Here is a 14498-nt window from a genome sequence, read left to right on the forward strand (position 1 = left end):
TCCAGATACCGAAGCTTCAGGTTCTGCAGTAGCTGTCCCTACAAGGCTGAGTTCCGGGAAATACTGTTGAACATACAACAGCTTCAGATCCCTGAACTGGCTGCCTGACAGCAAAACAACGGACATTGACAATACCATATGCCACTTCCAAAAACTCAATGGGGAGTACTATGCCCTTTTTTATGAAGGATTGAATCCCTGTAGGTTAACGTACGTGTATATCGGTATTGTTGTGTAACTAAATCGGCGTCTCATGGGCATGTCCCAGACGCCATGAATAATTCAGGTTTAGTTTTAATCCCTGTTACACAATTTCTCCCATGTACCAGGTACCATAAACCTTGCTCAGTCTCCTGGAATATCACATAGAAAATTTATCCTTTACAACAAACCATGTTTTCTTTTCTATCGCCATCATGTTTGTTCAGTTTGTTCCGGATTGTTTTCAGCACACCGATGATGTAACAGACAGAACCCTCCGGATTCTTCACTCCCATGTTGACGATGCTTCCGTCATATGGGGATGCCGTAAAACAGCGCGTGAACCTTCACACGCCCCTTCCCGAATTCTTCCCGGATATTCCATGGAAAAGCTACATAAACACCCCGTTATCATCCATCACATGGAGAACCGCGTCATATTCATATTGTTTCATTCCGATCACCGCAGCACCTTATTTAGAGGCTTGCCTTTAGCCAGTTCATCTACCAGCTTGTCCAGCCAACGGATCTTCTGCATCATGGGGTCTTCGATAGTTTCCACCTGCACTCCGCATACCTTTCCTTTGATCAGTTCTGCCCTCGGATTCATAGCAGGTGCTTGATCAAAAAAGTCTCTGTAGGTCATTTCTTGATCAACCTGGTTCATATCATATCCGGTCAGCCATTCGATAGCGGCATCCAGTTCTTCCTTTGACCGGCCTTTACGCTCCACTTTCTGAAGCAGCAGTGGATAGATTTTTGATACCTTCATGTCAAAAATGCTCTGTCGTGCCATAGTATCCCCCTCATGCCCGATTCAGTTCACCCCGTATAGGCATCCTCGGCTGTGTTCCTGAAGACCTGCTTCGCCAGCCACTCCCGCTCCTCGTCATTCTCAGGGATATCGATGCGCTCAATCTTGAAAATGACCGGCCTCGTGCCGTCGTTGCAGCAGGTGATCATCATGCGGTCGTCGTTGGTCCAGCCCTTCATGATAGAACCACCCTGCAAAGCTGTGTAGACATACCGGCTGACGGCATCCCACGCCTCACCGCAGAATTTACCGTTCATCAGGTGGTAGAAATCGTCCTGTTGCGGCGTGCGTTTAAGCAGGAATGTATCACCCGGTTTAAAGAACGGACAAGGGCCGGATTTGGGATCGGCCAGATACTGCTCCTGAAGGTCCGGAAAGCACTTCGTTTCCAGTACGGTTATTTTGCATTCGTATTGCATCCCGACTTACTCCTTTATTTTGCTATCCAGTCTCTGAAGTACATCCTCGTATGTTCCTCTATCATCATAGGTTTTCTCCATGTGATAGTATTTGTCCGGTATATGGCAGTAGCCATCAGGATTTTTCTCCAGATATTTCTGGTGGTATTCTTCGGCGGAATAGAAGTTTTATATTGGTTGCAGCTCCACTGCCAGTGGCTGACCTGCCTTATCCTGTTCTGCATCATATACGGGACGGATCTCCCGGAGCTGAGCCATCTCTGTAAAGTAGATTCCTGTACGGTACTGGATCCCACGGTCATTTCCCTGCCGGTTGACTGAGACCGGGTCAATGACCATGAAAAAATAATGCAGCAGCTCCGGCAGTGACAACAAGCTCTCATCGTAAGTCACTTTGACAGTCTCTGCATGCCCGCTGTTGCGGCAGACTTCCTCATAAGCTGGCGCGTGTTGATTCGTGTATTCGGGGCCGTTGGCATACCCGACTTCTGTCGAAAACACGCCTTCGAACTGGTCAAAGAATTTCTGCAGGCCCCAGAAACAGCCACCTGCAAGATAAATCTCTTTCATGATCATCAAGCTCCTTTAGAAGTACAATTGCTCTTAAATCATTGGCGGAAGCCTTCTCACGAACCTCGCCTCTGCAAATTTGCCTAAAAACCAGATTTGCAAATGAGCGAAACATTCTTGACTCAACGTCGATGCCATCCACGTTAGATCAGCCTCCAGGCTGCATACCTAATCGATATCACCCATGAGAATTATTGCTTTACTCTGTAATGGTTAACAATCTCATGCTCCGGCATCCTTATCTTTGCAATGTCATACCTGAATACTGTGAATCCTTTTATTCCTACCAGAATATATTCCATATGATTTTACAAATTCTGAATCTTCTTTCCATTTTTCAACAGCATTTGCATATTTTTCGTTACCAGAATGAAGATTAATCTGTAATTCCAAGAGATTAATTATCTCATTTACAGGTATCTTCTTGTCCTCAATTGCGGTTTTTAGAATTCTATGCCTTTCTGCTGAAGACAAATTTTCGGATGCCTGAACGTTATATCCCATCTCCGAAAGAACTGATTTTTCATTGAAATTAAAAGAGGCATCGCTGAGAATTTTTTTAGTAATGGCATCTACTACCTTACATTGCAGTGTCCCTTTTTTACATAGGTTTTCATAATCCCGACGGAATATATAATAAACATCACAATTTCTGCAATAACCGAGATAGACTTTATCTTCTATTTTCTCACCATCAGGGGTTATTATAGATACAAGACCGCAACATGGTACAACTAGATGCCCTTTTTCAGAACACACAAAAGAATACGCTACAGAGAGTACATCCGTCTTGCGGATCGTTCTCTTGGTGCGTGACTCAATAAAACTGTTTTTTACATCTTCCCATCTATCAACAGTACTTGCAACCCGCCTTAGCATTGGTTCCTGGATTATTGCTGTATCTTCGTTTTCATCTTTTCCAGGGAATTCCCAATCCGGAATAGGAACTTTTCCGTAATGATACATCTTACGATCAGTCTCGTAAACACGAATATAATCTCCTCTGCCGTATGATGATTTATAACGACTTTCTTTCTCATCGTCTTTAGGAATGTTATTTGCTATATATATTTCTATTTTAGCTTTATCATAGGTTGTAAAGTATTCAACCCCATAGTCACTATTGCTTTTATTCCATCTGAGTAGCCCTTTTTTTGTAGCCTCGTCAAGCTTTAATGTCCACTCATATGCAACCGATTTAGAACAAGATATTTTATCAGCAACATTTTCCCATTCCAATTCCCATTCAAAGCCAGCTTCGAATATTTCTTTTAATTTGCCTTCCTTTTCAGCATATAGTCCAAATCCGTCCAAGGATGTATGTTCGCCAAAACAGATATTTGAAACCTGAAAAACAGGTTTATCGTTCGTATTATTGAAGGACTCTTGCTTTCGACAACGTCCCGTCTCCACCCAATGATAATCCATCACAAGATGATAGGTGGGCTTTCTACCATTAAAAACTTTGTGCACATACAATTGAGGTGAATGAGAATAGCCCGTATTTTCTAGCATATCACCAAGTTTTCCATCAACATTATCCAATGCCTTACATATATCTATAATATTATTATGTTCATCTACTTCGACGCTGTCAATTTCATCAAAAAGTGAAGACGCATTATCGATGTACATATCATATTTTAAGGCTAATTCTGGCAGTTTTTTGTAAAATCTAAAGGGAGAGCATCCTATTGCCGATGCAAAATATGATATTATAAAATCAGCATTGAAACTAATACACTCAAATGGACTTCTTAAAGAGAGTTCTTCCATAAAGTATGTTATTTCTTTAATGATTTGGAAAAAATCAACTTCTCGTTCCAGACATTCCAGCAGTATGCCTCCCATAATGTATGACTGCGAATTATATTTAATCTTGTTTCGTCTGTTCAATACTATTGGGCACAGTTCTTCGTGTTTATGACTTTCTCCGCAAATCGGACAGATGTATGTTTCCGGAAGGGGAGAGATTTCTGCGGGTTTCTTTTTTTTTCTCATTCACGTATACTCCTTTTTGACCCTCGAAAATAAACCAAAAGGAAAGAATTATAAATCATAGAAAGCTTTTTCAAGAGCTTTCTTTTGCTTGATTAATTCTTCCAAGCTATTCTTGAAGATAATTCTTATGACATTGGGGTCATCTGATATTTTTAAGGAATGATGAGAATTTTCAGGAACAATTATTAGATGGCAATTATCACCGTACTGTTTTCCTCTCATAAATCTTTCGATATATTTAATCGTGTAATCTATTTGATGAATATCTTCCTGTATTTTATTTGCCTTCTCTAATGTGTGAATATTCATTATTAATTCTCCCTCGTATGATATCTATTTGAATGAATGCTCAATAAGTGGATAAGTACACACTTTTAAAGCATTCATTAATTATCCGCAGTTCAGAGATTTGATCTAAAAAAAAGGCTGATTAAAGTCTGTGAGTTCTTCTTGGCTGATTTTTATTCCGTCTTTTTCTTTATGTAAAGGAACATAGATCACTTTTTCCTTATAGTTAGTACCACCGTGGTCCAAAGTTTGACTATGTCACTTTACTAAGAAAGACGGAAGAATCAAGATTCTTGAAAGAGTATCCCGTTTGCAAAAGTAGAAATATGCAGATCAGATCCTGTCAGACCACTTTCTGGCCACATTCAAAGAAATCCTGCGCGATTATATCAAGCTGAGCGGCGATCACCTTAAAATCCACATTCAGATCAAGTGTCTTTGCGCCGATCTTGTTTCCGCCCATATTAAACATGCAGTCCGAGGTTATTGCCTCATCTGTTTTTGCATACAGAAGGATTCCGGCGATATTTCCGGTATATAATATTTGAGCAGGTTTCAATTTTGTTTCCGTTGCATATGCTTTTAAAACAAAAAGTGACAAAAGCAGCACCAGTAACATTTGACAACATATAAATCTATGGTTTTTCAGCATCTTTGGCACTTCCTTTTGCTTATACTTAAGACTATAGCCAGACCATTTGCATTTGGTACCAGGTACCATAAACCTTGCACAGTCTCCTGGAATATCGCATAGATAATTTATCCTTTACAACAAATCATGTTTTCTTTTCTATGGAAAAGCAACATCTTTTTAGATGGTGTTAAGTTTGAGCGCATACCTTTTACTTTCCTATCAATTTATCTAGTTCGTAAAAATAATCGTTTTGGTTTAGTTGATTCCACGAGGCCTCAAAAATAATTGCCTCATAGTCATCCTTTCGTTGTGTAATCCATATTTTTTCTTTCGAAGCCACTGCGCAATACTTAGTAGAAAGAATCCGGGCGTAGCTCCGAGCCTGAACAAATACCTTTCTTAGTGTTTCGTTCGTAGTAATGCTTCTTTTGGCTTCGATTATTCCAAATCCGGAAATATGCCCATACGTTTTATCGGGGAGAAGAACGAAGTCAGGTATTAATGCTTTATTGCTGTTCCCAATTTCAATATAAAGCTGCTGTTCATATTCATTTTCATCATACCCAAGTTTCGCGATCATTGGTTTTATAAGTTTATTCTCAACATCCTTTTCACAAGTATAAACATCATCCCCTTCTGTTGTCTCATATTCTAAGAGTAGCACATTTGCTTTCGTTCTGGTAACAAGGCGGTTATATACAGATGGGTATAATTCTACTCCATTTATTCCCTGCATGTTCTTCCTGACAATCGGAAGGGTTTTAAACGTTTCATCCGCTTTCATGTCTTCCAGTGTAAGTAAACTGGTTTTAATTGGACAAGACATATAGACACATCGATAATAATAGAAGAATGGATCAATGAATCCGACAGAACATGCTCGCCAGATGGACTGAACAGCACTGACCGGTGTGCGAACATACATGACGATCATGTCTCCGACACGGGTATCTGGATTACATTGCCATGAAGTTATCTCAGAAGGATTTTCCGCAAGGGTAACATCGTTTTTATCGGCTCCAATAAAATAGGCACTCCTTGGCGCCGGAAGTTCCTTAACAATATAGCTGTCTGTACCCCCAATGTACTTAGGTGCGAAATCATAGAGAAACGCATATAACTCGTAACGAGAAAGAGAATTGTCCTTAGCAAACTGAATTAAGGATTTGCTGATTTCCCCATAATAATAAATCCGGTTTTTGTAATCTTTTTTCACAGGGATTGCTGGTAATTTTATTTCAAATACCTCGGCAATCTTCTGTAATACATTGAAATTAAACCTAAAGTAATATGGAATAAAGAATTCCGGATTTAAGATGCTCAAATTCGTACTATAAAATGTAATCCCAAATGAAAACTCTGCAAAAGCGTCTCTTGCTGTCTGGCTATGCTGAATCAGCATCTCATAGAACGCATCCAGCACTTGTATCTGTGTAACCTGGTCCAAACCTTCTTCTTCAGATTTAAGGATATCTATCTGCTTGTTCCCATAAAGCCGGATCAAGTCCTCAATCTGTTCCCTCATCAATAATTGCAATTCGTTCATAACGCAGTATACTCTGCGCATACAGACAACCTCTTCTGCATATTCCAGAGTAAGCTTCTCGGAAAGATTCCGGCGAAACATTTCTACAACCTTATTGCCACCGGATTTTAAGTAAAGATTCCATATATATTTGTTTAACATTAACTATCTCTCCCTTGCCAATAAAGTCGGAAAACTTCCCAGATCTCCAACACCAGTGTCAGTCAGTAGTGGTCAATCAGGGATAACATCTACTCTCAGCAGATTCTGTCAATACGTTATCTTTGAAACAGACCCGATATGTACGATTAACCGTAAAATCATTTGTCTTCTGGCTCTTTCACATTTCGGCGCATTGAAAAAAGTATCATGCAAATCTCGTAATCATCCTCCAAGGCAGTAGCTATTTCGCTGATTTTTGCCTGCTTACTCCGTTCGTATAGAATTTATGATCCACCTCATCGGCGTTAATGAAACAGATGTTAGATGCACCTCAAGTGATACTATCTGATAAAGTTTATCATTTATTCAGTTTAAAATCTACAAATCTATGTAGCATATTTAGCCATATTAATTGAATAATGTTGAAACAAGAAATAATGGATTTTGCATATATAGCTCTTCTCCCGTTTTGGTTATCTATTGTGGCATGAATAAAAAAGCATCCTGTAAAAAAGGCAGTTTATGCCTTTCTACGGATGCATTTTCGGGTATAAATTTGTGTTTTATATCTCATAGGGATTTCCCTGTTGGAAAAGAGCCGTCAGTTCTTTTGGAATTTACGGCTCCTGGCATTTTTAATCATTATTTATGAATGGGTAAATCGGTAAGTCCGTTTCTTCAATCCTTTGTACAGGTATCCTGAGAACGCATCATAAGTCCGTTCATTCCATTCTGCTTCTGCTTCCAGATGTGTTTTCTGTTCCTTTTTTCTGCATATGTTACCGGTTCTACAGGTTTATGCTGCCTGGTACCATCAACCAAATGAATTCAAATATCTTACTGCTCTCTCATGCAGCTCCTTGAAGGCCTGCTCGTAGGATATCTCTCCGTACTCCGGATCCCGCACGCCAAAGAAAAACTGGCTTTCCTTCACTTTTTCCTCAGGCAGCCCCAGCAATGACAATCGATCCATCGCACCTCTGGATATAGCAGCAAAGGAAGAAAAATGAGAAACTTCCTCATCTTCGAGGTAGTGAGCTGTTGAAAAAGACTCATCTGCCTGAATACCATGTTTTTTCAGCGTCTCCCGTACCTGCTTCGGTACCGGCCATCCCTGTGTATTCTGATAAGCGGATCTTGCTTCGCCGATGACATGAAGGCCTTTCTCATTCGCCAGATGGTTTACAATGGCTGCTGCCATTACGCTGCGGTTCAGACCTCCGTCACAACAGAAACAGATCCTCTTCGGGATGTCTATGTAGGTCTGCATATCCTGAAAGACCTGCACCGTCAGGCTCTCCGGGTCAAACTCAAATTTCGGTGCCTTTGCCGGATTGATCTGTGCGAAATCCAAAGATTCTCCCAACCAGTCGCCATCCAGCATTCCCGGTTTGAAATAGGCGAGGGTGATATGCGGAATCAATGGATAGGGAAGATCCTGTACCGCGTCAAACCGGTGGTACATCTCCAAAAGCAAGCCATACTCCTCTTCTGTCCGGGGCTTGAGCAGCAGTACCAGAGACTTCGAGGCCATATTAACGATGCGGTCTGCGACTAAAGTAATTTTCCGACCTGCATATTCTTTACGGATCGAGTTGACGACTGCGACTGCTTTGCCGGTGCTTGTCACAAGTTTATTTTTATATTCCGCCTCATCTTTGCATAACTCCGGCGAAACCAGGTCATGCAGCGTCATGTGGATTGTCGATGCGGGGAGCGGAGCTGCAAGCATAGTGGAAGCTTTCAGTTTGTAGAGGAGCACCTTCTGCATCATCTGAACAACCTGCAGGCATTGTTTCCCCGGTCTGAACACCACGGTGCTGCCGGGATAAGAGGCGTAACTCCCATCAGAATTCACCTTGTTTGAGAGGCTTGCTGCCGTATGGAAAGATCCACTGATAGACTCATATTTCCAGGCGGTTCTCTGTTCGTAATCCAAAAGCATTCTCTGTCTCCTTTCAAATGATGCATTCGCCCTTTGAGATAGTCCATGATTGATAGTACCTGTTCTCAGACCAGCCGAATCAGTGATTCAATCACATTCTTTGCCGTTATATTCTGTGCCGTTCAATCAAGAAGGATAATTATGTGTGTCCGGTACATCCAAACCAGACATTACGGAACTCGTATACTGGTCTTCTTCCACTCCTGGTCTTTGCATTTCAAGATAAGGTGTAGAAGAAAGACACATGGGCAGAAGCAGGGGTCTGTTGTTTTCATCATTAATCAAACCTGTTGAAGCTTTCGGTCCATCTGCATTTTTATAGGACTCCTCTTCGATCCATCTGAGATATGAAGCTATTGCAATAATAATAATTCCGAAGCAGCCTAAGGCCGCCAGCTTTAACAGGATGAGGCTGTCTAACATTTCTTTTTCCTCCTGAATTCTCTGAATCGTTGTTTACTGCAAAGGACGTGTGGATTGGAACGGCTTATCGGGTATTCCATTTTCCCATTTGGGTTTTAATGTTATTGAGACGTATAAAGAGTGGCTTCTTTCTGTGGTTCACCGGATCTGACAGATAGGGGACTTCGAACATTTTGAGAATGTCGCCACATTTAGCTGCATGTCTCATGTGCTGCTTCAGTCCGGCAAAGCAGCTCACGGTTATGCCGGTATAGTCTGAAGGTTCTCCGAGAATCTGACGGAGGCATTCGATATAGGCAAACTTTCCTTCATGAAGGAGCGTATTAAAGCGCTCGACTTCCGGGTCCAGCCTCTCGAGAATATGATCTTGCAGTTCATCCTTATCATCGGGGTAGAAGCCTGACATCAGTCTGGAGAGCCGGCCCTTCATTTCCTCCTTTTCCGCGGAACATTTCTCGAGAATGTTTATGACAGAATAGTCGCCTTCCGAAAAAGATAAATCACGGTAATAAGGGAAAAGAAGCTGTTTGGATGTGAAGGCTTCACACGTCTCCAAGCTATAATCTTTTGCCATTTCATTGTAGAGTTCTGCTGCATTCATCTGATAGGAAGCCGTGTTTTTCCTGGAATAGATCAGAGACAGCATGTCTGAGAATTGAAATGTCCTCTGCTGAAAATGCAATGTTGAAGACTTCATGGCCCAGGTCACTGCTGGATCATCGTCTTCCGGGCAACATGATGCGAGAAAGCCATCAACATGATCCATGTCCATCATTTCCAAATAATTACGGAATTCACTGTCGAATCCATCTGCTTTACAGTCGGATGCAATTACATCTGAGGCCATATGTATTATCTTACTAGCCATATCAAGCTCATTAAACGCAGGAACGCATCTGCAGTCAAAGTACTTAAAACGATAAAGCTGGAATGCTTCAAGCCAGACTTTTCGCCATACATTTTTGTTATAAAACGGTTCACCGGCACTTATCATCGGAAGCCTGACAACCGTTTTATCAAAAAACAACAGCATCGTTTTCAGCATATCAGGAAAACGATTTGACGAATCAAAGGGAATCTCCACTTTCCATAATTTACTCATGATAATCTCCTGATTTCTTACCACTTAAACGATTTATATTTTCTTAAACGATATATATATTTTTCCGTAATTTTTTCGTGTTTTTCAATGGGGAAAATGTGCGGGATATATTGCAGCAGTAAAATCATGACTTTCCCAGATTACCGAAGCGCCTTCGACTTCGATTGTTTTCTGCTTAAATTTCCTGCCCCATCAGGCTGCTGAACATGCCAGCCTGATGGGGCAGAAATCTTTCAATAATAGTATATCGAGAATAGAATATTGAAAATCCGGCTTGATGCCTGATAAAATGTACCTCAACAACAGATCTTTGCTTTCTGAAGCGTTGGAGATGTCACCGGATCCGGAATGATATAGAAATTGTTCCCCGGTAGTCTCCTTTCCCGATTATTATAACCTTTGCAGTGCCGCGTTTTTTGTTATTTTCGTATCTGACAGTGTAGTCTTTGTTCTTTTTCAGCTTTTTATGTCCATACTTTACTGTTACCTTCGGTTTCTTTGAATGACCGTCATATTTGAAGGACTTCTTGGATAACTTCACCCCGCCCTTGCTGATTTTGCGGGCTGTCTTTTTGGAAGATGCAGCCTGAAGATTAATTTGACAGGCTGCCCTGGAATCCCGGAAACTCTTAGTGACCGGTTTACAGATATTTGCAAACACGGGCCTGGATTCCATGATCAGGAACAAAGGGAGTTGTGCCAGAAAGAGAAAGAAAAGCAGGATCGTTTTAAGACAAAACGGAAGTGCCTGTCCCGCTTTGATTCCTTCAGGGGTTCTTTTCGGGAAACTCTTCATATCGACTACCTCCTCAAATCGAACAACATAAAAATGTTGCGATGAGGGCATGTTCTTCCCGATAAAAATCCGCTTTCCGTTCTTTAAAATGCTTTTACAGAAAGAGTGATTATTTATCTGTTCGAAGAACACGGGGCCTCACCCGGCCCTGGGTAGACGAAATTTTATGAAAGACGTTTCCGATTAAATCAGAATGATTTGCCATCTATAAAGAGATCGAATGTCTTTTGAACATCCTTATGGAAGAGTTTTATAGATGAAGCTGTCTCAATCGAAGCTGGCAGTCCGACTGAAATTCTCATTCGAATCTGAAATCTGCTTATCCTGTGTTGATCCGGTTTATGAAATAAGAATCGACCTGCCAGTCTACAATTTACTGAAAAAGTCACCTCCTCTCTGAAAAAGGAATCGCCATCTCCTGATTTGTTGAGACCTGTTAAAACAATGAAAGTGGTTAAGGTATATCCTTTCGAAAAGCGGGCAGGCGTCGCAGGGATTGTCCGCCCGCAATCTGAACACGGAGTTTTAACCCTGTGTTGTTAGTAATATAATAAACCTGCCATGATTTCTGTATCAAGAAAAAAACATGGGCGGGAAAACAGGAATTCTATCAATAATAGAATACTATTTATTAATAATGAATTATTTGGATGTAAAATAGGGATTTTTCTAATTATATTCTATTATATATCATTATTAATCAATATATAAAGTGATAGTATTATTATACAACTATGTTTGAACAAGGGTAATGGACAGTTCCCGGTCATTCCAAATAAAAATATTCTAAATAATAATTGAAGGAGGATTCTTAATGGCATTGCCAAGGTGTAGTTGTTCCGGTTTAAATGTGCAGACACTGGGTGCGTTCAGTCTCGGATATGCCATCGGCAAAGATAGAGGAAGAAGCGATTCTGAATCGAAGACACAAAAATGACCGCCCCTGCTCTGACAAAGTTGGGCGGTCACTCTGTGACTAAACAATAAAGATGGGCTGACCGTCGATCGGCAGCACTTTTTCTGCTTTTATATTACCTTCCGTCATATTGTCCGTCAAATTAATTATTAAGATGAACCTGCGTATATGAGCATCTGACAGATGAGCTCCAATATGATGACGTCAGTTCCTGAGGGACTACGTTAGAAGAAGTTCGCATTGCATATGATTCTCCAGAAACGTATTCTGCTGAACTTGAAAAACATGTTGTGAGAGCAGAAATGAAGGCTTCATCCCTTACCTCTTTACCAGAATGGCAGGCAGCCTGTTCAGGCCACCTGCCATCCTGCTCATCCATTAATCTTCGTCATCTTCTTCAATAGGGGATTGTGTAATCACATCGTCTGTGTCAAACAAGCAGACTTCCATTTCCGGGGATTCATAATTCTCTTTCACAGGGTCTCCTCCTTTTATTCTGCGGTAAATTTGAGCAGTTCGCCGTACACCGTGTGTTCAGTTCCATTTGCGTCTGAGTAAATGACATAGGGCCGCACATACCAGATGTCGCCAATATTGACAGCTGTCTTGGTCCAGGTATAAGACACGGGACCTGCTGTGCCGGCAGCCTTTGTACTGGTCTTTTTATAGGAGGCAGTATCCCAGGTGAGCAGCGTATCCGCTGCGTCAAAGGTACTGCCCGGTGCAGCAACAAGACCGGCTTTTGAAATGACACCGCCTTCCGGAACGGTCAGGAATGCTACGAATACAGCCTTTTGAGTAGATGCGTTATAACTGGTTGTCCTTATCGCTGCCGCAGCCTTTTCGCTGAAATCATAGTCGCATCCAGCTGTCACTTTCACCCGGTCGCCGTAAACGGTACAGCTTTCGCCATTATATGTGTAGCGTACGTAAGCACGGGCATACCAGACATCGCCGATGGCCACGGATGTCTTGGTCCAGGTATAGGTAACAGGCCCTCCAGTCCCCTCTGCCCTGGCGGAATTCTTTTTGTAATCTGCATTATCCAGTGTCAGTTCCGTAGAAGGATCATAGTCTCCATCCCCGGAGGATGCCACTAAACCGGAAGCGGAGATCTTTGCGCCTTCCGGTACTGTAAGATAAGCCACAAAAGAGAGTTTATCTGTTGATTCATTATAGGTCCCCGTACGGATCAAAGCGGTACCCATGGTCTCCACTGCCCCGACCGCATAGACAGCTGTCACAGTACAGCTTGTCTCAGTACGGAAGGAGGCTGTCCTGTTATAGGAGAGGATCACATCGTCCATCATCCAACAGGAGAATGTCTTCCCGGAGACCTCTGCAGCCGTAACCGTGACCCATCTGCTCTCTGTATACTCCCGGGTCTCAGGCGTGTCAGACTCTCCGTTATAAATGGTCACTGTAATGCTGGCCGGAAGCTGGATGAACTTTGCATTGACGGTAATGTTTCCTCCGCTTGAGAGTGTTTCATTGATCTCCTCCACCGTCTTGTCCCAGCCGTCGAACTTATACCCATACATGGGCACGGGATCCGCGGGGAAGTCATCCTGCGTGATGCTGACGGCAGTGACCGTCTTCTGCACGATGCTGTCCTTGATGAAGGTCACTACACCAGCTGCCCTTTGATACCGGGCCTCCAGCGCAAGATCAGTGGTCACTGTGACTGTGTACGCCTTTTCTGCCGTCAGCCGCTTATTGTTACCCTTCTGATACCAGCCAATGAATTCATAAGTATCTGCCGGTTCCGAAGCCGTAACTGTAACTTCCGTGCCATAGGGTACCGGATTTTCCACACTGACCGCAGGTTCTGTGCCGCCCTCTGTCGCTGCAGCGGTCAATGTAAACTTAAGGGCCTCACTCTTTGCCGAAATGGTCAGATCACCGGTGACAGTATAGGCCGGCTCAGGTGTTTCGGTCAGTCTGCAGCCGGTCTTCGCCACCGCGCTGACCTGCAGCACTGTGCCATAGGGCACCGTGTCTCCGCTTTCGATGGGTGTGCCGTCCTCATCCGTTTCTGAAACCATGACTGTTACGGTACAGCCTTCATCGGCGTTAATGGTAATGGTGTACTGCTCCTCCCACACCGCGCTGAGCGTCAGGTCATCGGCCACCGGGGTGCTGAAGTCATACGCTTCGCTGCCAAGACACCAGCCTTTGAAAATGTGCCTGCCGTAAACTGGATCTGCCGGCGCGGCAGCGATACTGTTTTTGGCGATCGTCTGTGGTCCGACTTCGCTGCCGCCATTGCTGTCAAAGCTGACGGTCACGGGTGTTCCCATGACGATCTCGCCGTCCGGGGTCAGTCCGGTCAGATAGCCGTTTTTGGCGGAGAAGAAATGCTCCGGTGTGCCGTTTCTGTCCAGGCCGCTTGTCAGCGTCTTTCCGTTATTCGCGGCATTGTTGGAATAGGTCAGTCCGATCTTTGAGTTTTCTGTCAGAGGCCCCGTTACAGTGATGAGCGGGTCGGTGAGATAAACGCTTTCGATATACAGATCACCGGAGACCTTCATGCCGACACTGTTCAGATAAACACTGCCCTTTTCTGCCGTGTTCTGTTCGATCCTGCCGCCTGTAAAGGTGATATCAGCATTCTGTGTCGCGTACAATCCGCCGCCGTTTTCAGATGCGCTGTTATTCTTGATCGAGCCGCCGTTCATAACGAACGTACCGAGCTGTACATG

Annotated in this window: 10 protein-coding genes and 1 pseudogene; all 11 read right to left on the reverse strand. The window is 42.9% G+C overall.

The genetic code is table 11. The features are described from left to right. Positions 1–661: 661 nt before the first annotated feature. The gene (locus BLT02_RS16035) at positions 662–997 is read right to left on the reverse strand and encodes a DUF2200 domain-containing protein (RefSeq protein WP_092997860.1); all 336 of its coding nucleotides are present in this window, start codon (positions 995–997) and stop codon (positions 662–664) included. A 26-nt stretch (positions 998–1023) separates the two neighbouring features. Next, the gene (locus BLT02_RS16040; protein ID WP_092997863.1) at positions 1024–1434 is read right to left on the reverse strand and encodes a TIGR04076 family protein; all 411 of its coding nucleotides are present in this window, start codon (positions 1432–1434) and stop codon (positions 1024–1026) included. 6 nt (positions 1435–1440) lie between these two features. Continuing rightward, a pseudogene (gene msrA / locus BLT02_RS16045) lies at positions 1441–2004 on the reverse strand (peptide-methionine (S)-S-oxide reductase MsrA). A 252-nt stretch (positions 2005–2256) separates the two neighbouring features. Continuing rightward, the gene (locus BLT02_RS16050; protein WP_092997866.1) at positions 2257–4005 is read right to left on the reverse strand and encodes a hypothetical protein; all 1749 of its coding nucleotides are present in this window, start codon (positions 4003–4005) and stop codon (positions 2257–2259) included. Positions 4006–4053: 48 nt separating this feature from the next. Continuing rightward, positions 4054–4314 (reverse strand): hypothetical protein, encoded by a 261-nt coding sequence (locus tag BLT02_RS16055; RefSeq protein ID WP_092997868.1) that lies wholly within the window; start codon positions 4312–4314, stop codon positions 4054–4056. 322 nt (positions 4315–4636) lie between these two features. Next, positions 4637–5014: a hypothetical protein gene (locus BLT02_RS16060; protein ID WP_092997871.1), complete on the reverse strand. Its 378-nt coding sequence runs from the start codon at positions 5012–5014 to the stop codon at positions 4637–4639. Positions 5015–5135: 121 nt separating this feature from the next. After that, entirely contained in the window at positions 5136–6614 is a 1479-nt protein-coding gene (locus tag BLT02_RS16065; protein ID WP_092997874.1) for a hypothetical protein, read from the reverse strand. Between the two features lie 814 nt (positions 6615–7428). Continuing rightward, positions 7429–8559 (reverse strand): arsenate reductase/protein-tyrosine-phosphatase family protein, encoded by a 1131-nt coding sequence (locus tag BLT02_RS16070; protein WP_092997877.1) that lies wholly within the window; start codon positions 8557–8559, stop codon positions 7429–7431. A 126-nt stretch (positions 8560–8685) separates the two neighbouring features. Beyond that, entirely contained in the window at positions 8686–8982 is a 297-nt protein-coding gene (locus tag BLT02_RS16075; RefSeq protein WP_092997880.1) for a hypothetical protein, read from the reverse strand. A gap of 64 nt (positions 8983–9046) precedes the next feature. Continuing rightward, positions 9047–10084: a hypothetical protein gene (locus tag BLT02_RS16080; protein ID WP_092997883.1), complete on the reverse strand. Its 1038-nt coding sequence runs from the start codon at positions 10082–10084 to the stop codon at positions 9047–9049. Positions 10085–12287: 2203 nt separating this feature from the next. Beyond that, positions 12288–14498: InlB B-repeat-containing protein (locus BLT02_RS16090; RefSeq protein WP_139187711.1), on the reverse strand; the 2211-nt coding region annotated here is incomplete at its 5' end.

Source organism: Sarcina sp. DSM 11001 (assembly GCF_900101015.1).
In the GTDB taxonomy this organism is placed as follows: domain Bacteria; phylum Bacillota; class Clostridia; order Lachnospirales; family Lachnospiraceae; genus CAG-791.

Coding starts and splice junctions, on each gene's coding strand:
- BLT02_RS16035 (WP_092997860.1), bottom strand. CDS start 997: ATGGCACGACAGAGCATTTTTGACATGAAGGTATCAAAAATCTATCCA.
- BLT02_RS16040 (WP_092997863.1), bottom strand. CDS start 1,434: ATGCAATACGAATGCAAAATAACCGTACTGGAAACGAAGTGCTTTCCG.
- BLT02_RS16050 (WP_092997866.1), bottom strand. CDS start 4,005: ATGAGAAAAAAAAAGAAACCCGCAGAAATCTCTCCCCTTCCGGAAACA.
- BLT02_RS16055 (WP_092997868.1), bottom strand. CDS start 4,314: ATGAATATTCACACATTAGAGAAGGCAAATAAAATACAGGAAGATATT.
- BLT02_RS16060 (WP_092997871.1), bottom strand. CDS start 5,014: ATGGTACCTGGTACCAAATGCAAATGGTCTGGCTATAGTCTTAAGTAT.
- BLT02_RS16065 (WP_092997874.1), bottom strand. CDS start 6,614: ATGTTAAACAAATATATATGGAATCTTTACTTAAAATCCGGTGGCAAT.
- BLT02_RS16070 (WP_092997877.1), bottom strand. CDS start 8,559: ATGCTTTTGGATTACGAACAGAGAACCGCCTGGAAATATGAGTCTATC.
- BLT02_RS16075 (WP_092997880.1), bottom strand. CDS start 8,982: ATGTTAGACAGCCTCATCCTGTTAAAGCTGGCGGCCTTAGGCTGCTTC.
- BLT02_RS16080 (WP_092997883.1), bottom strand. CDS start 10,084: ATGAGTAAATTATGGAAAGTGGAGATTCCCTTTGATTCGTCAAATCGT.